This is a genomic window from Legionella rowbothamii (assembly GCF_900639985.1).
In the GTDB taxonomy this organism is placed as follows: domain Bacteria; phylum Pseudomonadota; class Gammaproteobacteria; order Legionellales; family Legionellaceae; genus Legionella; species Legionella rowbothamii.
Genome location: NZ_CAAAIM010000001.1, coordinates 726,941 through 750,935, shown reverse-complemented (window position 1 = coordinate 750,935; position 23,995 = coordinate 726,941). Strand labels below are relative to the sequence as shown.

Below are 23,995 nucleotides of genomic sequence, written 5' to 3'. Positions count from 1 at the left end.
TGACTACTCCAACATCTTTTCTATTGGTAAAACCAGAATGGAACTGGCACCTAATTCCTGAATGGTTTCCAGGGTGTTCCAAAAGACCCGCTCACTGGAAACGACATGCACAGCTACCTTATCCTGACTACCTGGTAAGGGGAGTATCGTTGGTGATTCTGCTCCGGGCAGTTTTTCAGCGATACGCTCCAACGCAGATTTAGGTGCATGAAAGACAATGTATTTGCGTTCTTGGGCTTGCTGCACGGACTGAATGCGACGCGCTAGCATGGCAAATAAATCTTGAAATTGAGGTGGGCATTCGAGCTCGCTTTGGATTAAGACTGCCTGGCTTTGGAGTAGGGTATCTACTTCATAAAGCTTATTGTCTTCCAGAGTTTGTCCACTAGATACCAAATCACAAATGGCATCGGCCATGCCCATGCGGGGGGCTACTTCAATAGAGCCCGATAAAAACAGAATTTCCGCACAAATTTTTCGTTCCTGTAAATACTGATTCAGAAGGTTTGGGTAACTGGTTGCAATTCGTTTGCCATCTAAGCAGCCTGGACCTTGATAATCAAAAACTTCAGGGACGGCAAGCGATAAGCGGCAGGTACAACTTCCTAGTTTTGCAGTGGTTCTATATGATTTGCCTGGATTAGCCAGTGAGGATTCAAATAAGACATTTTCCCCAACAATTCCACCATCACAAAGTCCATCAAATACCAGAGTAGGAATGTCATCATCACGGACAAATAATAAGTCTATAGGAAAATTATCTACATGAGTAAGTAAGGCATTAGGCTTGATACGAAACTTTAAGCCACAACGTTGTAACAAATTCAGCGATTCTTCCGATAAGCGCCCCTTTTTTTGTAGTGCTAAACGTAAACGATTTTTCACAGCAACTCCGATCGATTTGCGATTAATTCATAACCGCCAGTACCAAAACTTAAACAGCGTGCAACTCGAGTGATGGTTGTAACACTGACTCCAGTTTGTTCATGTATGGTGCGATAAGGAATACCTTGTCGCAGAAGGGGAACCACCTGCCAACGATCCGCCATTGCTTCTAACTCAGCGGGGGTACAGAGGTCAGTAAAAAATTGCAGTGCTTCCTCTTTATTTTCCAGCAAGCTGATTGCTTGCATTAAATCAGGAAGAGCAGAATGTTTTACAGTAGTATGTGTTTTCATGGTAATGTATTAGCGTAGTGTAACATTGTTACGATATTAGGGGAGAATTGAGAGGCTGTCAATAGAAGTGAGATAAAACAGTGGCCTGTACTAGTTGAGGATATAATATAGGAGTTTGACAAACAAACTGCCCAATTAAGTCAAAATGAAACTTAAAACTACGTGGATTTACTGTATGTTGGGCCATGGGCCCAACATACAAAGAACAAACTGAGATGATACACGCGAATTTTTTGGTATTTAATAACCATAAACCTGTTGGTACTCTTCTAATCTTTTCACTTGTTCTAACTCATCGGTTGCTTTTAAATAATCAATTAAATCAAACAAATTAATAATCGAATAGACATTAATTCCCTGGGCTTTAATTTCAGAGAGTGTGGACTCATGAGTTAGTCCGCGTTCACAACGATCGAGTGCTATGACCACGCCGGTAAGATTTCCGCCATGTTCTTTAATTAATTTCTGTGCCTCACGAAAAGCAGTTCCTGCAGTGATTACATCATCAACAATAATGGTATTACCCGTTAATGGTGCACCAATTAATTGACCACCTTCACCATGATCTTTGGCTTCTTTCCGATTAAAGGTCACGGTTGTCTCTTTGCCTAATTCTGATAAGGCAATGGCGGTTGTAGTTGCTAGAGGTAATCCTTTATAAGCAGGACCAAATAAATGTTCGAATTCAGCCTGATGTTCTAATAAGGTTTGGGCATAAAATTGGCCAAGTTCGTGGAGCGCGCTGCCTTGATAAAATAATCCCGCATTAAAAAAGTAGGGACTTTTCCTTCCTGACTTTAAAGTAAACTCGCCAAATTTTAAAACTTGGCAATTAAGCGCTAATTTTATAAAAGATGATTTCGTATGGTTCATAGTGTTTTTCCAGTAGCACGAAAAGAGGTTAATTATATTGAATTTAATAAAAAAATCTTAACAATACATAAAAAACTGTTATGCTAATCTAGCTGTACGAAATTCTTGAGTACAGAGTAAATGTTTATTATAACGCAGTTCTCTTTAGTGAGTTAACTTTTTACCACTTGAGCTTGCGTGACAATAAGCATAAATAAGTAAAAAGTTTAAAGACAAAGGGGATACTAATGTCACAGAGAGAGACAGGCCATGTAAAATGGTTTAATGAAAAAAAGGGATTTGGATTTATTATTAATCAGCAGGGTGATGACATTTTTGTACATTATAAAGATATACAAGGTGTAGGTTTTAAAACTTTGCACGAAAATGATCCTGTAACCTTTGTTCTTGATAAAGGACCTAAAGGCTTAAAAGCTCAAGACGTTGCATTAATTAATGAAGCTGAGTAAGTAAAAAACCGAGTACATTATTAGCTATCGCCGAGCGTTTTTTTTCAGCATAGGCGGAGGTTCGGTTTTAATGTTGGGTTAGTTATCCTAAATTAGGGTCGTCCTTTCGCTTTTGCCTTTTTTATCTATATATCTGTCTATATAAAACGCGGTTGTTGAACGTGCTGTGCTTGAGGCTCTGTTATTACCTGATTTACAGGTATCAATTTTTCGTCTAATTTATCTATTACCTCCTGACGTTGTTCTTGTTGGGGCAATTGGGTGTGTATTTTTTTAAACAAGTTTATTTGATATTGGCTCAACTCCGAACCGTTGAAATTTTGCTGATCAAGCTCAAGCAAATTTTGGGTAAATGCCTCAACTAAGCTATTAGGTATTGATACAATTCCTTGTCTTAGGATTTGAGAAATATTCTCGGCATAAGTCTCTAATAACTTACATTGCTTTTTATTGGGATGAGATGAACGATGAAAAAGTGAATTTGATTCTGCAATAGATACTTTTATGAATTTATCAGCGAGCACTTTAAGACGCCCATTGATTATCTCTAACTGGGCTGGTGAAAACTCTTTATTTTCAACCAAGTTTTTTACTTTATTAATTTGCGCAAACCAGTAGTTAAAATCTACATAATCACCAATAAGAGTTTCATAGGGATGAATTTTTTTTATAAATTTTTTAAATACCTCTAAGTTTGTATCATCAAAAACTATGATTTTTGCCAAGGGCTTTGTAAAGAGGGCGAGTTCATTGCTTGTAAGCCTTCGTTGGGCAGCCAACCACTGACCGAATTCTTCTTGAGGGTTTTCTCCTAAACGTATGGCTATGTTTAAAAATCCAGTGAAATCTCTTCCATTTAATGTAGTTATCTTTTTTCTAAGCTGATTGTATCCATGGTGAATTATCTCAAGATGTTCAGGGTGAATAGCTTTCGCCTTGAATAGATCAACAATTGTATAGCTAAATCGACATACATCTCCCTCATTCTTAATCAGCAGATCCATTTGACGTTGAAGGGTATCTAATAAAAATTGGTCAACCTGACCCAATGTATTTTCATCAGCATTTAGGAGCTGCAATGATTGTTTTAAATTCAATGCCTTAGATAAGTAATTAAAAACATTAAATGAATAATCGTTTTGTCCCCATTCTTGTATTAATGATTTAGCCGATGCACATGCTATAGCGCTAATTTGTTGCGCCTCATCTTCCAAACTATATTGTTTAGCCAAAAAGTAGGCTTTACCTAGCTTATTGTTTCCCAGTTTGACCGGGCTTATCTCATTAAGCGCTGTAATTGGAGTAAAGTGTACTGTATCTTCGATAATGACATCACCGGTAAACGATGCCTCAGGTGCTGACTGAATAAAATCACGAAGCTCTTCTTTTATTTTTTGAGCACTTAATGCTTGGAGTTTAGGACTGTAAATTAGGGAAATAAAATATTCTTTTGAAAAGACAGAACGCTCATTATTATTAACTTTTTCCCATAATTCGGCTTCATGTTCAGCAATTAGATGCTGTCTTTCTATTTCAATTGCAGATGAGATTTTATCTCTTAGACCCTGGGGATAGTTTAAGTCGGCAGGTTGATTTACTTTAGCGAGATAATTTTCTTTATACTTATACATGCTTAACACCTTGATTTCATCAACACTCATTGTATAAAGCGAACTTTCCTCAATAGCCTTTAACTGCTGCCCCATAAAATCAGTACACATAGTAAGCCACATTTCTACAATGTGTTCTTCGCTTAAGTCTTTAGGATCCACCTGCACTAAGCGATTATTTTGTCCTGAATATTCATAAAGCGGTAAGGTTTTGTTAGAACCAAACCGCTCTAAGAAAAGTTTCAAGCCTTCTATTTCTCCGTATTCTATGAGAAAAGCCGCCTTTGTTACTTCATATTGCTGTTCGTATTGTTGTTGCAAATAAATAGCTTGTAACAGCGGTGAGAATCGATGGAAAGGATCTGGGTCATTATGTGCGATCTCATTAGCAATTACAGGATCATTAGTATAAAAAATAGCATCATAATGATTTATATCATACAAAAGTTCCGCATAGTTTGAAGCTGCAGTATTCGCTTTACCAAATAAACCTAACTTCATTTTTCCAATAAGCGCTGTATATTCCTCTTCTAATAAGGAAGCCGTTTTTCTAAATTCTTTTTCCTGTAAATGAGCTATTTTTTTCTTGCTTCCTCGACCACTATCAAAGTCTTCAGCAGAAATTTTTCTAATCTGTGCCACATTAGGATTAAAAATTAACATTCCAGCGGAAGGATAAACACCACTGCCGTAGCCCAAAATGGATACGGAGCGCATGGGGTTATTATGTTGCGGAATGGGTTGGGTTTTTCTTCTTTTAACATTAATTAGGTCTGAACGCATGGTTTTGCGTATCTCTTTCTCCGCCAAAGTTGCATCCGCATAGGCAGCCTTGTGAGCGCTGGTTTTAGGCTGGGCACTTGGGGTTGCAATACCACGTACTAATATGCGTCCTTCACGTAAGGCTGCTCTTAGGTTATTTCCTGATAATTCTGCTGTTTTATCAAAAGTGCTGAGGTCGATTAAGGGAGAGTCTTTTAATTCATCTTTATCTAATAATCGCTCGTATAAAGCAAAAAGAACTGGATAAGTTTCGGGATGGATGTCGGCGGTTATACTGGAATAAGCCGCCTCATGTTCGTAACGCTTTTTCACGTCTAATTTAAGTTTAATTCGCGCATCACCTTGAGTATAAATCAGGCTTCGGGCCTCCATGATGAGTTCAGCCATTTCTTCCAAGGCGATTTCATTGCCTGGTTTACTAGCGATTTCTTTATAAAAGTCGAGATAGTGCGCGTCAAATTGATTTCGTGCTCTAATAATGTCTAAGCAATCACAATCATGAATGATTTTTTGAAAAATATTTTTTTCTGGGAAGGAGTTTTCTTCGTTCTTGATAAATTGCCAAAAAATTTCACTATCTTCATGTTCAATAAGCTCAAAATATCCTTTTTCAGGGCTGGGATCTTTATTTGCAGTTGCCTCAGCCACAAATTTAGCTTTTTTGATGTCGACTCCAAGTACCCGAGTTAGGTAGTAGTATAAAAATATAGCGCTTTCATGATCCCAGTGGTCAATTTCCTCATCTTCACGCGCAGAATCATGAAAGATTAATGCGATTTGTATTAGCGTAAGATCTTCTTCACTTAAATTTTCGGCTTCTAAATCTCCATACTTCCGGTAAAGATTCGCAAAAACTTTGGCATATACGGCAGCACGACTGACGTGCTCAATTCCATGATAAATCCGGGCTAGTGTTTCATCTTGAGCACCATCAGGGTATTCATAATTATAAATATGGTTGAACGCCCAGCGCACGTGCTCACCAATGTCATCTTCCAGTTGAAGTTGATTTTCTTCTTCACTATAAAAAGTATCTTGAGGTAGATTCTTTTGGAGCAGTAATTCTTCAATATAAGGCACAGCCCATTGTTCATTCTCCTCATAAGGCTCTTCTTCTCCTGACAATATTTCTATTGGTGAAGGCTCGATAATGCTGCTTTCTCTCATGGAAAAATAATTAGAACCTTCATCAAACAGTATATTGTTTAGTAAATCGTGTAATTTGCTTGTGGGAGTAAGGGCTTTCGATGCAGGGCCTAAAATAGCCAACAATTCTAGCTGAGTATTTGCTGTTTCACCTTCTGTTTGGTAGATTTCACTGTTTTTTAATGCGTTTAAATTTGCAATTACTTGATCGATTATAACCAGGGTTTCGGGAGAATTTGACTTCGGGAGCGAATCTTTAAAAAAACCAAACAAGCCATCTTTAGTCCTACGCAAGATAGAGTGCAACCACGATGATTGCTGTTTTTCTGTGTCACTTTTTAATCGTTCTAAAGTTTCTATCAATGAATCAATCGTATCTTTCTGCTCATGGTACTTATGCTCTTGATAGATTTCGATGTATTCATTACTCATGATCGATCCTTATCAAAACAAGTTCTATATCCTATTAATTTTAGCATAGGGGTTGGTCTGTTTTTGAACATTTATTAAGAAATATTTTATTGTATTGCACAAAGATAACGATTATGTAAGCCAGAAATTCAAGCCACAGAACCTTGGGCTATTTCAATGACGAAGGGAGGATTAAAGATTAATTTATAGTTCGTTATTGCTAGGAACGAGGAAGCAAACCAGGGGGCACGCTGCACGGAAAGCATTTACTTTCCGGTAATACATGATTATTCTTAGCCAATTTTTCTGGTAGAACAGAGGGATACCTTATGGGTGTAGGTATTATTTACCTTTTTAAAGAACGGCGATTTTTGCCTTTCTTCTTTACTCAGTTTTTGGGGGCCTTTAATGATAATGCATTTAAATTAGCAATGCTTACCATGATTAGTTATTATTTAACTGATTCTCAGGCGCAGTCAGAATATTACCAAGCATTAGCGGGTGCTTTATTTATATTGCCATTCTTTCTACTTTCCGCCACTTCAGGGCAAGTTGCTGATAAATACGATAAAACAAAAGTTATTCGCATCATTAAAATTTTTGAAGTAATTTTAATGATTATTGGCAGTTTTTCGCTTTATTATGGCAATATTTTTTGGATGATGTTTACGTTAACCGGAATGGGGACTCATTCAACATTTTTTGGGCCAATAAAATACGCAATTTTGCCTGATCATCTGCCTAAAAAGGATTTGCTGGGAGCAACAGGGCTGGTTGATGCAAGTACCTTCATTGCGATTCTATTGGGAACCACCTTAGGGAGTTTAGCTATAGGCATCAAAGGTTCTACACCTTATATCGCTATTTTTATGACCATTTTAGTTGCTCTATTAGGCCTATTGTCTGCTTTGTTTATTCCTAGTGCCCCAGCCACTTCATCAAACCTCAAGATTGATATTCAGTTTTGGCGTGCCACGTATCGCTTGATAAAACAGGCAACAGAGCATTTTGGTATTTTAGTGGCAACCTTAATCTTGTCTTGGTTTTGGCTTTTGGGAACGGTTTTATTAACCAAATTACCGGATTATACCAACTATGTTTTAGGCGCTAATACTAGTGTTTTTGCTCTTTTTCTAGCACTATTTTCTCTTGGTATAGCCACTGGTTCTGTGACTGTTAATTTCATTTTTCGAGGCCGAATTGCTCTAGCTTTAGTTCCTTGGGGAATGTTTGCTTTTACTTGTTTTACCGCGGATCTCTATTGGGCTTCATCCTATGTTCAGGAACATGAATTTTTATTAACATTCAAGTCCTTTTTTAACAATAAAACTCATTGGCGTATTGCGATTGATTTGTTTCTACTGGCTTTTAGTGCGGGCTTATTTGTAGTGCCATTATATACTTATTTACAGGTTGCCAGTGCGCCAGAAAATAGGGCGCGGGTTATTGCTGCAAATAATATTTATAATGCATTATTTATGGTTTTAGGCTCATTAATGGTCATGTTGTTTCTGCATTTTAGTGCAGCCATTCCGCAAATATTTTTGATTTTAAGTGGATTGAATGCGATTGCCGCATGGCTTGCATGGCGATTTTTAAAACGTGTTCCGATAATTGGTTTGGTATAGCTGGTTGCAAGCAACCGGCTAACCCTAATAATTATTTATTAACACCCAACCAATCTCGTGGCGGAAGAAAATCGCTGTAAAGCTTAGCCTCAGAACTATTTACTTCAGGTTGCCAGTTATACGCCCAGGAGACATCAGGTGGGAGCGACATCAAAATTGATTCAGTCCTGCCTCCAGATTGCAAACCGAATAAAGTACCGCGGTCATATACCAAATTGAATTCTACATAACGTCCACGGCGGTAATTTTGGAAGGTTTTTTCTTGAACTCCAAAAGGATGTTCTTTTCGACGCGATACAATAGGTGCGTATGCTTTTATGTAGTGATCGCCGATACTTTGCATTAGAGCAAAACTATGTTCAAAGTTGATCTCATTATAATCATCAAAGAATAAACCACCGATACCTCTTGCTTCATTACGGTGTTTAATGAAGAAATACTCATCACACCATTTTTTAAAGCGAGGATAAATGTCCTCACCAAAAGGTTGGCAGGCATTTAGCGCCATTTGGTGCCAATGTCGACAATCTTCTTCAAATCCATAATAAGGTGTTAAGTCAAACCCACCCCCAAACCACCAAACTGGAGGGAAACCTTCTTTTTCTGCAATAAAAAAGCGAACATTCGCATGAGATGTCGGAATGTAAGGATTATCGGGATGTATCACCAGAGAGACGCCAAGGGCGCTAAATTTTCTACCTGCTAGCTCCGGACGATGCGCGCTAGCAGAAGGTGGGAGCTGTTCTCCAGAAACATGAGAAAAATTTACTCCAGCTTTTGCGAAGATCTTACCTTGAGTCAACACACGCGTGAGACCACCGCCACCTGCAGGGCGCTTCCACGCATCTTCAATGAATCGCGAGTGACCATCTAAATCTTCAATAATAGTACAAATATTGTTTTGTAATTGCAAAAGATAGGCTTTTACTTGTTCTATAGCATCTACAGGAAGTTCATAAGTATTTGACATGGCGAGTACTCAAATTTATATTAGATCGACTATTGCTAGATGTTGCATGTAATCTTCGAGGATTGTTGATTAGCTGCAACGGGTTATTTTCTCATTTATTTAGAATTGGCACAATGTTTGTGCTGAGGGATGTAAAGTTATAAGGGAGTATGTATGTCACGAAATCTTGACTCTTATTTTGGCATTCACGCCAAGGCCTTAATTGGGCGAGATCAGAGATCCTCATTGTTAGCCAATAACCTGGCAAATGCCAATACACCGAATTTCAAAGCACAAGATGTTGATTTCAATAGTTTTTTGGCAGAGCAAATGGCAGCAAGCGCACAGCAAATGGCCGTTACTTCAGCGAATCATATCACTAAGAACGGTGATCTTGCGGCCAATACGAAGTTTCGGGTTACGGCTCAAACTGCTTTAGATGGAAATACGGTTGATAAAGATTTAGAAACCATGGAATTTGCTCGTAACTCTCTGAATTATCAGGCAAGTTTGACTTTTCTTAATAATAAAATTAAAACTATGATGCTTGCATTGAAAGGAGAGTAGGGATGTCTATCGGTTCTATTTTTGATATTGCAGGTTCAGCGTTAACTGCTGAAACTGCACGTTTAACTAGCAGTACATCAAACTTAAGTAATGCCAACATAGAAACGGGTGATATGGATGATGTTTATCGAGTGCAATACCCTGTATTCAAAGCCATACAAGAAGGTGCAAATCAATGGATGGACGATCAGGTAAAGGCCGGCGTGCAACTAAAGGGAAACTATGTTAGCAACGCAGATCCTATTAAACATTACCAACCGGATAATCCTATAGCAGATAAGGATGGTTATGTTTATACGCCGAATGTCAATTACGCAGAAGAAATGGCCAACGTTATTTCCGCTGCCAAGTCTTATCAAATGAATCTTCAATTAGTTAGTCAAGCAAAACAATTAATGCAACGTACTTTGCAATTAGGTGAGTAAGGGGAAAGGGAATGACAACAAATTCAATAAATGGAGTAAACGGCGCGGCTCAGATGTCAGCGGGTCAAATGGCTCCCCAAAATTTGGGACAGCAGGATTTTTTGCGGTTAATGGTCGCTCAAATTCAAAATCAAGATCCCATGCAGCCGCAGGTAAATGGTGAATTTTTGTCACAACTCGCGCAATTTAGCACAAACGATGGCGTTAATAAAATGCAAGAGTCCATGCAGCAAATGGCAAACTCATTGCAATCAAATCAGGCACTACAAGCTTCTGCATTAGTAGGGCGTAAAGTTTTAGTCAATAGCGATAGCCTTAAATTGGATAAAGAAGGCGAAGTAAAAACGGCTATTGATATTCCACCCGGAGTAAGCGATATCAATGCATTTATTTATGGTGCATCGGGCGAGCTGGTAAAAACTATTCCTTTAGGTCCACAAGTACCAGGATTCTATCAGTTCGCTTGGGATGGCATGGGGCAGGATGGAAACCGCTTACCAGAGGGGCAATACAAAGTAGCAGTACATGCTAAGTATATGGGCAAAGAGGTTGCATTTAGGACGATGACCTCTGCCAACGTAGATAGCGTGAGCCTTGGCCAAAATGGCGATGGTTTAAAACTGAATGTTGCTGGGGTCGGAGCAGTTTCATTAGACCAGGTAAAACAAATAACGGTATAGGACGGAGACTAAAATGATTTTTGATACTGGTATAAGCGGACTGAACGCGGCATCAAGCCATTTGGATGTAATCGGTAATAATATTGCAAACTCTTCAACCGTTGGTTTTAAAGGGTCACGTGCTAATTTTGGTGATATTTACTCTTTTGGTGGTTATAACTCGGGAGGAAGTACCACTGTGGGTGGCGGGGTGATGCTCACCCAAGTTCAGCAAATGTTTAAAAATGGTACCATTACCAATACCAATAACACTTTAGATCTTGCTATTAGTGGTAACGGCTTTTTTATTTTGAATGACCAAGGTACCACCGTATATACACGTGCTGGGCAATTTGGCCTAGATAATCAAAATTACATTACTAATTCCACTGGCCAATTTCTTACCGGCTATTTGGCTGATGCTTCAGGAAATATCACTGGATCAACTGGTAAAATTCAAGTGAATCAGGCAAATCTGGCTCCACAGGCAAGTAGTACAGTAACTGCAGGACTTAACTTGAATTCGGGTAGTACACCCCCTGCAGCTGATTGGGCTGGAGGTGCTGCCCCTGTCAGTGATACTTATAATAATACAACCTCAATGACGATTTATGACAGCTTAGGTAATTCACATGTGTTGAGCATGTATTTCATCAAAGCGAATGCTGCGGCTGCCGCAGGAAGTCCTGATGCTGCTTCCCCTCCAGGAACTGAAAACCAATGGTATGTGGCGTTCCAGATCGATAACCAAGATGTCCCTGCCATTATGACACCAGGCAATAGCGCGAACCTCTATGCGGTTAATTTTAATTCTGATGGTTCTTTTTCATTGGCCCAAGATACCACTGGAACACCATTAGCAAGTAATTTGATTCCTTTATCAATGACATTAACTAATGGTGCTAATCCACTGAATTTAAATGTTGATTTATCAAATTGTACTCAGTTTGGCAGCCCATTTGCAGTTCAGTCAGCTAACTCGAATGGATACACCACGGGTAATTTATCAGGATTACAAGTTGCTGCTGATGGTACGGTTTCTGGAAGTTATTCTAACGGTCAAACCTTAGCTATGGGGCAAATCCAATTAGCTAACTTTGCAGATCTTGAAGGCTTACAAAATATAGGCAATGTTTGTTGGTCTGCCACAGCAGCTTCAGGCCAGCCATTAATTGGAATCGGAACAACCGGTAGTTTTGGTGATATTCGCTCTGGTAGTTTAGAACAGTCGAATGTTGATTTAACCGGGGAGCTGGTTAGTTTGATTGGGGCTCAACGTGATTTCCAAGCCAATGCGCAAACAATTCGTACTGGTGATGCCATCACGCAAACGATTATCAACATGCGTTAAGGGGCTAATTAATGGATCCTATTTTGTATAATGCTGCTAATGGCGGGCGTAGTAATTTCGCCCGTCAGGAAGTGATTGCAAATAATTTGGCAAATGTAGGCACTACCGGTTTTAGAGCCGATATGTACCAAGCACAAACACTCTATGTTCAAGGCGCCAAGGGCGGCAATAATTACGGTCAATCTTTTACTGTCCAAAATCCTTCTGCTGCTGATTTTACTCCCGGGCCCATTGTTGTAACAGGGCGCAACCTGGACGTCGCGGTTAATGGTAAAGGGTGGTTAGCCGTGCGCGGCAGTGATGGAAAAGAAGCCTATACCAAAGCAGGAAGCCTCAATATCGATGCAAATGGTTTCTTAGTTACTGCATCCGGTAAACAAGTCATTGGAAATGGTGGTCCGATTTCTATTCCCCCTGCAACCAATATTGACATCGGTACTGATGGCACCATAACGATTGTACCCACCGGAAACGGTCCTCAATCTGCTACCACAGTGGATAGAATTAAAATGGTTTCTTTAGATCCTGCCGGCATCACTAAAGGTAAAGATGGTTTATTCCAATTAAAGAATGGGGGGGTTGCTCCTGCGGATAATACCCTTAAGTTGACCAGTGGTGCGCTTGAAGGCTCTAACGTTCAGGCGGTAGAGCAAATGGTTGCAATGATTAATGCTGGACGAGATTTCGAAACTCATATGAACTTGTTATCCACTATGGGGGAAAATGCTCAAAAGCTAACCCAACTATTGGCTGATTAACTAAGTTTTTAATTTTAAGTAATGTGGATTATTTTTGAATAAATGTAGGAGATTTACATGCAACCAGCATTATGGGTGAGCAAATCGGGCTTGGAAGCTCAAGAAAAAACTATTGGTACAATTGCAAATAACTTGGCTAACGTAAACACTACTGGTTTTAAGCGTGATAGGCCTCAATTTGAAGATTTACTCTATCAAACTTCTAGTCAGGCTGGAGCTCAATCATCAGAAAATTCCATTGTCCCAACGGGTATTAATACAGGAACAGGGGTCCATTTGGTTTCTACCCAAAAAATGTTTCAACAAGGAAGCATTCAGAATACTAATAACGCCTATGATATTGCAATTCAGGGACAAGGTTTCTTTACTATTTTGATGCCAGACGGTACTCAGGCTTACACCCGTAATGGGGCGTTTACAATTGATAGCACAGGGCAGATTGTGGATAGCCACGGTTATTTATTGCAGCCTGCAATTACCTTACCTGCACAGACTCTGGGTGTTACGATTAGCCAGGATGGGGTGGTTAGCGCTACTGTAGCAGGCTCTACAACTCCCACTAATCTTGGCACAATCCAGCTTACTAATTTTATGAATCCAGCAGGACTTCAGCCATTGGGTCAAAATTTATTTGTTGAAACGCCCTCAAGTGGAAACCCAATTCTTGATAACCCTGGAAATAACGGTCTAGGTACCTTATTACAGAATAATTTGGAAGCATCAAACGTCAATGTTGTCGAAGAATTGGTGAATATGATTCAGGCTCAGCGTAGCTATGAAATTACTGCGAAAGGAATGCAAACTGTAGATAATATGTTGCAATACTTAAATCAGACTGTTTAAGAAGATTAGACCAATGAAATTACTTAACTTTTTAACAGTTGGTTGTATAACACTTTTTTTAGGCGGATGTGAGGCTTTAAATCCGCCTGTAGCAGGAAAAAGTCCCGATTATGCACCCACTTATCCCGTATCGCCTGATCCCAAACAGTTGAGAAGGCAAACCGGAGCTATTTATGATCCTGAAACTGCCCTACCTCTATTTGAGACCAATCGAGCCCGGCATGAAGGGGACATATTGACGGTGCTTTTAATTGAAAATACAAATGCGACCAAGAATGCGACACTCCAGCAAATGAAAAATGATACCAATAAGGTAACCAATAAACTATTTCTGGGGCGTCCTATTTCTCTTGGAGGCGGTTACAGTATGGATTTTGACTTAAATAATCAGCGCCAGTTTAACGGTTCAGCACAAGCGGTGCAAAATAATAAGTTGGCTGGTAATGTTTCAGTAACCGTAGCCAAAGTTTTAGCTAACGGTAATTTGGTTGTTCAAGGAGAAAAGTGGGTAAAAATAAATCAGGGCGAAGAATATGTTCGCCTTTCTGGTATTGTGCGGCCCCAAGATATTAAAGGCGATAATACGATTACATCAGATCGTGTTGCCAACGCACGAATCTCTTATGGCGGAACAGGTCAGGTTAATAATACGAATGCTCAAGGGTGGTTGGCTCGAATTATGTGGGGACCATTATTCCCAACCTAATTGTGTTATTTGGGGTTGGGCTTGCGTGCTCAACCTGATCAAGCTTGCTTGGTGGCATTAATATTTGGATATTTATAATAATGAAAGGAACAGTAATGCGGCGAGTGCTGATGGTTACATGCCTGTTCGCAATAAACCTGCTGTTAAATCAGGTTTATGCTGAACGGATCAAAGATTTGGCAACGCTGGCTGGTGTGCGTACTAACCAATTAATCGGCTATGGCTTGGTAGTTGGTTTAAATGGTACCGGTGATAAAAATGGCACACGTTATACTGAAGATAGCTTTGCAAACATGCTGACGCAGTTGGGTGTTAATATTAGACCAGGTACCAAACTTAACTCAAAAAATATGGCAGCAGTTATGGTAACAGCCAGTTTGTCTTCGTTTATGAAAAAAGGACAAACTTTGGATGTTAATATTTCCTCCATAGGTGATTCGAAAAGTTTGTTAGGTGGTACTTTATTAATGACGCCTCTAAAAGGAGCTGATGGCCGTATTTATGCAATCTCTCAGGGAAACGTCATCGTTTCAGGTATTAGTGCCTCAGGAAGTGATGGTTCGAGTGTTACAGTCAACGTTCCAAGTGGGGGGCGTATTCCCAATGGTGCGACAATAGAAGCGGATATTCCTAACCCATTTTATTTTACTAAAAACCTCACTTATAACTTACATAGCCCTGACTTTACTACAGCTAAAAGTATGTCGGATGCAATTAATCAACAATTAGGCCCAGGTACTGCTAAGGCTTTGGATGCGACTTCTGTAGTGGTGACTTCACCTGTTAAAATGTCACAACGAGTGGATTATGTTTCCGTTATAGAAAATATAGAATTTAAGCCTGCCGAGCCGATGGCCAAAATTATTATAAATTCGCGTACAGGTACGGTGGTAATCTCATCAAATGTTATTGTTAAATCAGCTGCAGTATCTCATGGTAATCTCGTATTAAGTGTTACTGAGACACCAGTAATTAGCCAGCCGAATGCATTTGCAGGTGGCAGAACAGTGGTTAGACAGCAATCCCAGGTAAATATTGCCCAGAAAAATAATCACGCGTTTGTATTACCTAAAGGCACCACACTTAAAGATATTGTTAGAGGTATTAATGCTGTAGGGGCAACACCAGCGGATGTAATTGCGATACTTGAAGCTTTACAGCAGGCTGGTGCATTGAATGCAACCTTGATCGTGATATAAGATAGGTGATTCATCCTTAGTTTTACGATAACCCTAATTACCGTGGCAAGCCGCGGTAATTAGGTTGTTTTGAAAGTCGAATAAAACTTAGGGATAATTGGAAGCCTTTCGTTTTAGGCAGAAATAAAAACGCATCAAAATACTTGGAAAAAAGAACTTGCTCTTTTTTTGAGCTAGACTTTAGGTTAATTGAAAAGGATAGTTATTATGTTACATGGCATTGCAACCAGTGATTTTTCAGCCTTGGCTGATTTAAAAGCGAAGGCAGCTACTGATGCCAAAGGAGCTGCACCTGAAGTAGCCAGACAATTTGAAGGGATTTTTATACAGTCCATGCTAAAAAGTATGCGTATGGGACAACATTTTCTTGATGACTCCAGCCCTTTTAGAGGCAAAAATCGAGAAACCTTTGAGGATATGTTGGATGCGCAATATGCGAGCAATATTTCTGGATCAAGAGGTATTGGTGTTGCTGCGATGCTTACCCGGCATTTAGAGTCGGTTAATAACCCACAAACTCCAAGCCAGAATGCGGCACCGATTGCTATGCCAACAGCATCTTCCCCCATACAGTATATAACTCCGCAGCAACTGACCACTATTGACACAAATAAACCAGCAACTACGGTAGATGATTTCGTGAAATCCATTTGGCCCAAGGCTAAAGAAGCAGCTTCTCTTATTGGCTTGGATCCAAAGATTTTAATGGCTCAGGCAGCTTTAGAAACTGGATGGGGCAAATTTATTACGAAAGATGCTGAAGGAAATAGCAGCAATAACTTATTTAATATCAAGACAGGTGCTAATAGTAACTATGATTCGGTTAATGTTAAAACAACGGAATATATTGCCGATACACCTATTAAGGTAAATGCATCATTTAGGAAATATTCTTCAATAGAGCAAGGTTTTGAGGATTACATCTCATTGATTCAGCGAGATGGACGTTATCAAGGCGCTTTAGCGAGCGCGGCTAACCCTGAAAGTTATGTACGTGAGTTACATAAAGCAGGTTATGCTACGGATCCAGAATACAGTACAAAAATTTTATCTATTTATCGCGGAGATGAATTAAATCAGGCAATCCAACGTTGCGATTTATCCGCCCAGGTTTAATAATAAAACTATGATAATATTAGAATTATTATGGTAAGCTAATAAATACTAGGGACAGTTTGCGTTTCGCTAACGTAAGGAAGACAGTTCCAAGTTTAATGGTAACGAAATAATAGGTCAGGGAGTGAACAGTTATGTCGATTTTGAGTATCGCGTATTCAGGCTTAAATGCCTTCCAATATGCGTTGGATGTAACCGCTAATAATATAGCAAATCAGAGAACACCCGGTTATTCCAAACAAAGTATATTGTTAACCGATGCGATGTCAGAGCGTTATGGTGGCGTTTATGTAGGGACAGGGGTTTCTATTACCTCTATTTATCGCAATGCCGATCAATTTGCCAATACTCAAATGAGAGCAGCATTAAGCACTCGTAGTCAATATGAGGCCTTTTATAACCAAGCAAGCCAGATTGATCAGCTAATCTCTCAAAATGGCAGTAGTATTTCTGCCGCAATGCAATCATTTTTTGATGCATTTAATCAATTAAACAACGCGCCTGACAGTGCAGCTTCACGAGGCGTGGCTTTAAGCCAAAGCCAATTATTGGTGCAACAATTTAATTTCTTGCAATCTAATTTGGATCAAATTCAAGAAAATACGACCTCCCAAATTACTATGATTGCCAATCGAATTAATCAAATCGGCGCAGATTTGGTTGCATTCAATGAAGAAATCATGGGAAATCCTACTTCACCTGAACTTTTAGATCAGCGCGATCAACTACTTAAAGAGTTGGCCGAGTTCTCCGATTTAACGGTCATCGTCCAGGATAATGGTACAGTAAATGTTGGAATTGGCTCTGGGGAAATGTTGGTCGCTGGCCCAAACCAAAGAACGTTATCTGTACAGTTTGATCCATTGAATACACTAGGTACTCGCGTTTTATTAGGCAGCGGGGCAGGCCAGTTGGATATTTCTGCTGAATTAACTACTGGAACCTTAGGTGGTCTAATGAGTTATGAGAGCAATATAATTGCGCAAACTAGCCAAACAGTAGGACTGATGGCGATTGGTTTGGCGCAAAGATTCAATGCTCAAAACAAATTAGGTATGGATCTCTATAATCAAGTCGGACAAGATTATTTTACTGACTATAACAGCAGTGCGGCGCAGTTAAAGCGTTCGATTTCTTCTACAGAGAATGCAGGCACTGGTGTATTGTCCGTGGCTATTTCTGATCTTTCACAAATGAAATTAAGTGACTATCAGTTAGTTGTTAATGATACCGGAACAAATGAGGTACGTGTTATTCGTCAGTCTGATGGCACGAGTATGACGCTTAATTGGTCAAGCAATCCACCAGCTCCTCCAGCAGGGCAAATTGAAGTTGATGGAATGACAATTACGGTCGATGACATTAGTAAATTAGTTAATAATGATTCTTACTCATTAATCCCTACACGTGGCGCTGCGCGTGATTTAGAGCTCTTAATTAGTGATCCTAATTTAATGGCTTTGGCGTCACCCGTTAGAACTTCTGCAGCCACAAGCAATACTGGAGTTGGAAATATAGCTTTAGGTACGGTATTTAATACCTCGGGCGTATCGGATCAATACGCGATTAATTTTACTTCGCCTACCGAGTTTAATGTGGTTGATGTAACTACAGGCACTACTGTTGCAGGTCCCTTACCCTTTACTCCTAACATGGACAATGTGGTACAAATTCCTGATGCAACAAACCCTTCTTATTCGGTTGTTCTATCTGGAATGCCTAATGCGGGAGATAGTTTTACTGCTGAATATAACCAAGGTGGCTTTGGTGATAACACGAATGGTTTATTACTGGCAGGTCTTCAACAAGCACAATTATTTGATGGTGGTAATGAGTCACTTTTTGATTGTTATTCGGACTTGCTTTCCAGTGTCGGTAGTCAAACTCGCCAATCAAAAACGCGGTATGAAGCTTTTGATGTGTTGTACAAACAAGCGCTTTATTTTCAAGAAAGTAAAAGCGGGGTGAACTTAGACGAGGAAGCCGCAAATTTATTGAGGCTCGAGCAGGCTTATGCAGCTGCAGGAAAGTTAGTTGAAGTTTCTAATCAAATGATGCAAGTGCTGTTTGAGATGATGAGGTGATAAATGCGTATTTCAACAAATCAGGTGTATCAGACTGGATTAAGTAGTTTATTAACTCAGCAAATGCGTGTGTCAAAATTGCAAGAAATGCTTGCCACGGGGGTTAAGGTACAATATGCCTCTGATGACCCCATTTCATATGCGCAAATTCAGTGGTTGAATCAGCGTGTGAGCACGACTGAATTATTACAGACGAATTGCGTTAATGCTCAAAATGCATTGGGTTTAGAAGAATCGCTGTTAACGAACAGTGTTAGTAGTTTGCAACGTTTACGTGATATTCAGGTTTTGGTTGGAAACGGTACTTTATCTGACATCCAACGTAAAGCTTACTGTGTTGAAGTTAGTGACATATTGACGCAATTACAAGCGTTTGGAAATACCAAAGATAATAATGGTAATTACCTTTTTGCGGGTGGCCAAACCTCTACGGAGCCATTTTCTTTAAATGCCGCAGGAGAGTATGTCTATAATGGCGACAGTACTACTCGCTATCAGGTTATTTCCGGAAGCTTACAGATCGCAATTAATGATCCGGGCAATGGGATTTTCATGAATATACCAGGTGGAAATGGTAGTTTTACTGTGAGTCAAACCGCAACCCCTAATACAGGTACTGCTTCGACAAGTACTGGATCTGTAACGAATGAGGCTGCGTATATTCCTGATAATTATACGATTAATTTTGTATCAAACTCTGCTGGTGAATTAGTTGTCATGGTGAGTGGGGCTGCAAGTGGTAATGTGATTCCTACCTCCGGCTCACCGGATGATGCACCCTTATATCAAGAGGGAATGTCCGTTAGTTTCAATGGTATGACGATAGATGTGTCTGGTATGCCAAACCCTGGGGATGCCTTTGCCATTAATCCTGCAACGAATACGTCTATTTTTGCTACGATTCAATCTATGGTGAACAATTTAAATTTGCCTTATTCTACAGCGTCAGAAAAGGCTTCTGCCGTAACTGAGAATAACCAAATATTAGCTCAAATAGATAGCGCGTTGACGAATTTTACCAATATGCTTGCAAGTATTGGTTCTCGAATGAATCAGGTTTCTCGATCATCTGATTCGAATCAGGACTTGATCGATATGAGTAAGGAAATCTTAAAGACCTTAACGGATACTAATCCTGTTGATGTTGCAACGGAGTTCAATCAAGAGTTAGTAAATTTACAAGCAGCACAAGAAAGTTTTGTGCGTTTGCAAAATTTATCGCTATTTAATTATATTTAATTTTAAATAGGCGGTCATGCCAAAGGTAGAATGCCATTGCCAACGAAGTGAGCACCCAGGATTCGAGATACGAACTCTTGGGTGCTTCCTTTCTAGCTTATACAACGGGAAACTCCTTCAACCAATAGTTAGCAATACTAATCCGCTGAGTTATCCATATATCTTCATACTGTAGCAAATAATCCAAAAACTGTTTAATCGCTTGGCAACGGGCAGGCCTACCACTGAGTCTAGGATGTAATCCTACCGTCATAATAACCGAACGGTTTTCCTCATAGAGATAATTAAAGCTAGCGATCAACTGCTCATAAAAGGCTTGTGAAGTAACAAAACCAGGATTGGTGGTAAATTTAAAATCATTACAATCAAGAGAATAAGGAATAATTAAATGCTGATCATGATAATAGGGCAACTCATCAGCATAACTATCTGAATCATAAGTAAATCCACCAATTTCTAAAAGCAACTCGCGGGTATTTTCACTCCGTCTTCCGGTATACCAGCCCTTTGGTGTTTGCCCAGTTAGTTTTTCCAAAGTTTCAATGCATAAAATGATATGTTCTTTTTCAACCTCTCGTGGTACACGTGAGTAATCAATCCAACGCCAGCCATGGCTCGCAACTTCATGATTATTTTGAGCAAGGTAAAGCGCAAATAAAGGATTTAAGAGCAATGCTTGACCGGTAACAAAAAAAGTAAGAGGAATTTGATACCGATCGAAAAGCCTAAGTAATCGCCAGAGGCCAACACGGCTTCCGTATTCATAGAAGGATTCGGCACTGAGATTACGTATTCCTTCATCTTTGGAAGCAAAGGGGAAGTCCATTCCCTGTGTTTCAGCATAGACATCACAGTTAACAGGGCTCAGCTCAGAGCCTTCCTCATAGTTAATAACGAAGTTAATCGCTACTTTAGCATTATTTGGCCAATAGAAATTAAATCCATCTGGGCCATAACCTATTAAGTCACGCATGGTTTATGCCTGTGAAGCCCTATTAATTTGATTATAGCCTTAATAAGTTAACTGCTTGAAATGAATTACATAGTCACGCTTCCATAACCAACTATGTTCATCCTCGGTAGAAAGAGCTAATGAGACGACATTCTTTTCATTTAAGTAGCTATTTTTCACATACAATAAAGTGAATTCTGTGGTATTTTCGATCAGAGGGGATAATAAAAAGCCTGATTTTGCCATATTCGCCACAATACGATATTGTCTGTTTATGCCATTTTCCAATGTAAATGTCATATATAGTTGGCTGGGTTTAAAAAGCAGTGTTGCGGCACGTCCTAGAAGGGTAGGGGTAATTTCAATTTCCACATAAATTGGGGCCTGTGCTTTTGGAACGGGTACTGACTCTCCAAGTAAATGCTGTTCTTTGGTTAATAAAGTAAGAGCATTTTTTCCCCTTACAGGAGCTTTCTTTTTTCGAAGGTATAAAAAATCATCTTTCAAATCAATTGGTTGATAGTTTGCTAAAAGCAATGGCCAGCTTTTGCCATCTTCCAAAGCAGGAATGCGCTCATCGATTGGTTCAATTTTAAAAATAATATTATCGGGCTGAGCTTTTCCTTGTAAATGTTGTTTATTTTTTTCCGCTAAACTGGCATTAAATACTGAATAACTCTGGAATACGGGCCGAGGAGCCCATCGGTTGTTTGAGGCAATTAAATAAGACTGGTTGTATGAATAGATATCCGTAGTGCCTTGAAAAACGGGAAATTCTGCTTGTTGACCCAGAAAGTTCATTGAGAGGGCAAAGTCTTGCTTCAATGAATTGGGATTGTTTATTCGATTTTTAAGTCCATGCCAGGCAGAAGAATAATTTGATTTAAAGTTATCACTAATCGATAAATGGGTATAGTGATTATTAATAACATACCAGGTATTTAGGGAAATACAGAATAAGGTAATCAATAGCTTTGTATTATTAATTAGTAAAGACAAAAATAAGGTTGCCATCATGATGGAGGTTCCCGGAATTAATGCATGCCCATAATGACGGGCGAATCCTGCTTTAAAAGACATGAATAAAAAGACAAACAAAATGCAGAATAAGAATAATTTTTTCGTTCCGCGAATATTCTTTTGCCAGACGATGCTTCCCACAAGAGCGAGCGCATTAAGGCAATATAAAATAATTTCATCCTTATTGCCGTTTACTGACATCGCTTCCGTAAAATCTGAGGCAAGAGAGAGGCTACCACCCAAAAATGAGGGGAGATTCGTGATGGATTGTCCAATGGCAATCCAAAATAACATCATAGAAAAAAGGGGGACAAACATCGCAATTAAAGCCAGCGGAGCTTTCTTATGGCTAACAAAAAATAGGCCACACAAAATGCTCATAGTAATACATAACAGTAATAATGAACCTTTGACTAAAATCATTAATCCAAATGGAGCAAAGAATAGAACTGACCAGTAGGGAATGTAAGGGGAGTGCTTTGCTGAGACTTGGGTTTTATAGCAATAGATCCCAACAAGTAAGGGATAGGAAAAAAGCAACGAGTCTCGAGCATAGACCATAATAAACAGGAAAAAGCAAAAGGATAAAGCCCAAGACCAACGAAGTTCTTTTATTAACAGAAGCAAACAAAGCCAATAGCTAAGGGCTAAATACAAGCTCCCACCAATCATTAACCTATCTAATTCAGGATGATAGGTTTTAGTATAAATAAAGGAGTATGGTCCCAAGGTAAAAATAATTTCATTACCAAAAGCAAGTCCTTGAACTACCGCCTGATTTAAGCCCACAGCCCATGACGAATCAAGTGTTGATGCGGGCATTTTGGGTGCAAAAGGAACATAGATACTGATGAGAATAAGGAGTAAAAGAAATTTTATAAATAAGCCAACAGAGTAATTTATATTCTTAGCGAAAGGGTTCATATTTTCCATTGCTCCCACAACCGATATTGGCTTAGATTAATGGCGAATCTTGACCTTAAATAAAGGGGAAGTCAATTTGTTTTAATGGAGTAGGGCTCAGAGAATAAGTAGCCATATTACGCTGTGCTAATACGGCTTACTTGGTTTTTTATCCCAACTCAAATGACGTAATTCCATAAATACCTTCAATAGATAAATCAGGAGCTCCTTTTAAATACATCCGGGCTGTAGCAAATACTTTCGTCATATCGTACTGCTCAACTAAATCAACCGCAAAAGGGTTATTTTCAGGAATATCAAGAAAGACTATTTCGCCTTGGGCATGGGCTACCAACTGCTCAAATAAATTGGTTGCAATTGCAGGGGTGTCTGCAAATAACGGACCTATTTTATATCCTTGAAAACATTTTCTAATTATGCCATAACCCCGCAGCTGACTTTCTGTGACATAGGCTAAAGCCAAAGCTTGGTCTTGTTTAATCCAATTTACGAGAAATTTATCTCTAGGAGCCGGGAAGTGATGGCGGTCGTACTCAGCCAATTGCTCAAAAGGAATTTTTTTTAAATCAACAAGATGCTCTAGAGTCTTTGGCATGATTTGCTTATTATCTAAGGCGTAACGCGCATTATTATGAGCAAAACGATAGCCAATACGTGCATAATTATCCGTCATTTCCAAAACACCATCAATACCTGCATTGCGATTACCAATATAGGCTAATCTGGCTTGAGTAAGTTGCATGCCATATCCCTGAGCACGATATTTTTCATCAACAATATAAAAACCACAAAAGGCAAAATGCTCATCATAAATGACAGCAGAGCCCACAGCGATTATTTGGTTATTAAGCTTACCTGCAAAAAAGCCATGGGGATCGGCTTGATAAAAGCATTCTGCATCATGGAGACCGGGATTCCATCCTTCCTGTCTTGCCCAATCTACAGCCAGTGTCACTTCATCACGGGTCATCTGTTCAACATGATAATTAGACATGATATTTGCAACAATCTAGATAGGTATATTAATTAAAGGATAGTATTAGGGCTAAAGCAAATAGGTACTATTTACATTGCAGATGATTCACTCATACATAATGGATTAATTTAATAAGGGCGGGAACTAAA

Annotated in this window: 21 protein-coding genes; 13 read left to right on the top strand and 8 right to left on the bottom strand. The window is 39.3% G+C overall.

Features of this window, described 5'->3' with window-relative positions; all coding sequences use genetic code 11:
• Positions 1–3: 3 nt before the first annotated feature.
• The 3 genes from hisG to pyrE all read right to left on the bottom strand — a co-directional run bounded on the left by hisG (position 4) and on the right by pyrE (position 2,051).
• On the bottom strand, positions 4–885 hold the full coding sequence (gene hisG, locus E1P08_RS03065) for an ATP phosphoribosyltransferase (protein WP_133135539.1): 882 nt from the start codon (positions 883–885) through the stop codon (positions 4–6).
• Complete coding sequence (locus tag E1P08_RS03060) at positions 882–1,178, bottom strand: YerC/YecD family TrpR-related protein (RefSeq protein WP_133135538.1); 297 nt, start codon at positions 1,176–1,178, stop codon at positions 882–884. The genes hisG and E1P08_RS03060 overlap by 4 nt, the downstream gene beginning before the upstream one ends.
• Positions 1,179–1,418: 240 nt before the next feature.
• Positions 1,419–2,051, bottom strand: a complete 633-nt coding sequence (pyrE, locus tag E1P08_RS03055; RefSeq protein WP_133135537.1) for an orotate phosphoribosyltransferase — start codon at positions 2,049–2,051, stop codon at positions 1,419–1,421.
• Between the two features lie 227 nt (positions 2,052–2,278).
• On the opposite strand from pyrE, the gene E1P08_RS03050 reads away from it, so the two are divergent.
• A complete protein-coding gene (locus E1P08_RS03050) occupies positions 2,279–2,500 on the top strand; it encodes a cold-shock protein (RefSeq protein WP_133135536.1) in 222 nt (73 codons plus the stop codon).
• Between the two features lie 137 nt (positions 2,501–2,637).
• Here the strand turns inward: E1P08_RS03050 and E1P08_RS03045 are convergent, their stop codons facing one another.
• A complete protein-coding gene (locus E1P08_RS03045; RefSeq protein ID WP_133135535.1) occupies positions 2,638–6,471 on the bottom strand; it encodes a SidE phosphodiesterase domain-containing protein in 3,834 nt (1,277 codons plus the stop codon).
• 308 nt (positions 6,472–6,779) lie between these two features.
• Here E1P08_RS03045 and E1P08_RS03040 point away from each other — a divergent pair, with 308 nt between their 5' ends.
• Positions 6,780–8,078 (top strand): MFS transporter, encoded by a 1,299-nt coding sequence (locus E1P08_RS03040; RefSeq protein ID WP_133135534.1) that lies wholly within the window; start codon positions 6,780–6,782, stop codon positions 8,076–8,078.
• Positions 8,079–8,109: 31 nt separating this feature from the next.
• Here E1P08_RS03040 and hemF read toward each other — a convergent pair whose 3' ends face one another.
• Positions 8,110–9,048, bottom strand: a complete 939-nt coding sequence (gene hemF, locus E1P08_RS03035) for an oxygen-dependent coproporphyrinogen oxidase (RefSeq protein WP_133135533.1) — start codon at positions 9,046–9,048, stop codon at positions 8,110–8,112.
• Positions 9,049–9,201: 153 nt separating this feature from the next.
• On the opposite strand from hemF, the gene flgB reads away from it, so the two are divergent.
• The 11 genes from flgB to flgL all read left to right on the top strand — a co-directional run bounded on the left by flgB (position 9,202) and on the right by flgL (position 19,974).
• Positions 9,202–9,594, top strand: coding sequence for a flagellar basal body rod protein FlgB (flgB, locus tag E1P08_RS03030; RefSeq protein WP_133135532.1), 393 nt, complete (start codon positions 9,202–9,204; stop codon positions 9,592–9,594).
• 2 nt (positions 9,595–9,596) lie between these two features.
• Positions 9,597–10,019 (top strand): flagellar basal body rod protein FlgC, encoded by a 423-nt coding sequence (flgC, locus tag E1P08_RS03025; RefSeq protein ID WP_133135531.1) that lies wholly within the window; start codon positions 9,597–9,599, stop codon positions 10,017–10,019.
• A gap of 11 nt (positions 10,020–10,030) precedes the next feature.
• Positions 10,031–10,699, top strand: a complete 669-nt coding sequence (locus tag E1P08_RS03020; RefSeq protein ID WP_133135530.1) for a flagellar hook assembly protein FlgD — start codon at positions 10,031–10,033, stop codon at positions 10,697–10,699.
• Positions 10,700–10,712: 13 nt separating this feature from the next.
• Positions 10,713–12,029, top strand: a complete 1,317-nt coding sequence (flgE, locus tag E1P08_RS03015) for a flagellar hook protein FlgE (protein ID WP_133135529.1) — start codon at positions 10,713–10,715, stop codon at positions 12,027–12,029.
• Positions 12,030–12,040: 11 nt separating this feature from the next.
• Entirely contained in the window at positions 12,041–12,787 is a 747-nt protein-coding gene (flgF, locus tag E1P08_RS03010) for a flagellar basal-body rod protein FlgF (protein ID WP_133135528.1), read from the top strand.
• Positions 12,788–12,844: 57 nt separating this feature from the next.
• Positions 12,845–13,630 (top strand): flagellar basal-body rod protein FlgG, encoded by a 786-nt coding sequence (flgG, locus tag E1P08_RS03005; protein WP_133135527.1) that lies wholly within the window; start codon positions 12,845–12,847, stop codon positions 13,628–13,630.
• 13 nt (positions 13,631–13,643) lie between these two features.
• Positions 13,644–14,336 (top strand): flagellar basal body L-ring protein FlgH, encoded by a 693-nt coding sequence (locus E1P08_RS03000; protein ID WP_133135526.1) that lies wholly within the window; start codon positions 13,644–13,646, stop codon positions 14,334–14,336.
• 95 nt (positions 14,337–14,431) lie between these two features.
• Entirely contained in the window at positions 14,432–15,535 is a 1,104-nt protein-coding gene (locus E1P08_RS02995; RefSeq protein WP_133135988.1) for a flagellar basal body P-ring protein FlgI, read from the top strand.
• A 207-nt stretch (positions 15,536–15,742) separates the two neighbouring features.
• Complete coding sequence (gene flgJ / locus E1P08_RS02990; protein ID WP_423202184.1) at positions 15,743–16,651, top strand: flagellar assembly peptidoglycan hydrolase FlgJ; 909 nt, start codon at positions 15,743–15,745, stop codon at positions 16,649–16,651.
• A 134-nt stretch (positions 16,652–16,785) separates the two neighbouring features.
• Entirely contained in the window at positions 16,786–18,735 is a 1,950-nt protein-coding gene (gene flgK / locus E1P08_RS02985) for a flagellar hook-associated protein FlgK (RefSeq protein WP_133135525.1), read from the top strand.
• A 3-nt stretch (positions 18,736–18,738) separates the two neighbouring features.
• On the top strand, positions 18,739–19,974 hold the full coding sequence (flgL, locus tag E1P08_RS02980) for a flagellar hook-associated protein FlgL (protein ID WP_133135524.1): 1,236 nt from the start codon (positions 18,739–18,741) through the stop codon (positions 19,972–19,974).
• Positions 19,975–20,071: 97 nt separating this feature from the next.
• Here the strand turns inward: flgL and E1P08_RS02975 are convergent, their stop codons facing one another.
• The 3 genes from E1P08_RS02975 to E1P08_RS02965 all read right to left on the bottom strand — a co-directional run bounded on the left by E1P08_RS02975 (position 20,072) and on the right by E1P08_RS02965 (position 23,867).
• A complete protein-coding gene (locus E1P08_RS02975; RefSeq protein ID WP_133135523.1) occupies positions 20,072–20,947 on the bottom strand; it encodes a polysaccharide deacetylase family protein in 876 nt (291 codons plus the stop codon).
• Positions 20,948–20,986: 39 nt separating this feature from the next.
• Positions 20,987–22,879 (bottom strand): hypothetical protein, encoded by a 1,893-nt coding sequence (locus E1P08_RS02970; RefSeq protein ID WP_133135522.1) that lies wholly within the window; start codon positions 22,877–22,879, stop codon positions 20,987–20,989.
• Between the two features lie 139 nt (positions 22,880–23,018).
• A complete protein-coding gene (locus tag E1P08_RS02965; protein WP_242602376.1) occupies positions 23,019–23,867 on the bottom strand; it encodes a GNAT family N-acetyltransferase in 849 nt (282 codons plus the stop codon).
• Between the last annotated feature and the right edge of the window lie 128 nt (positions 23,868–23,995).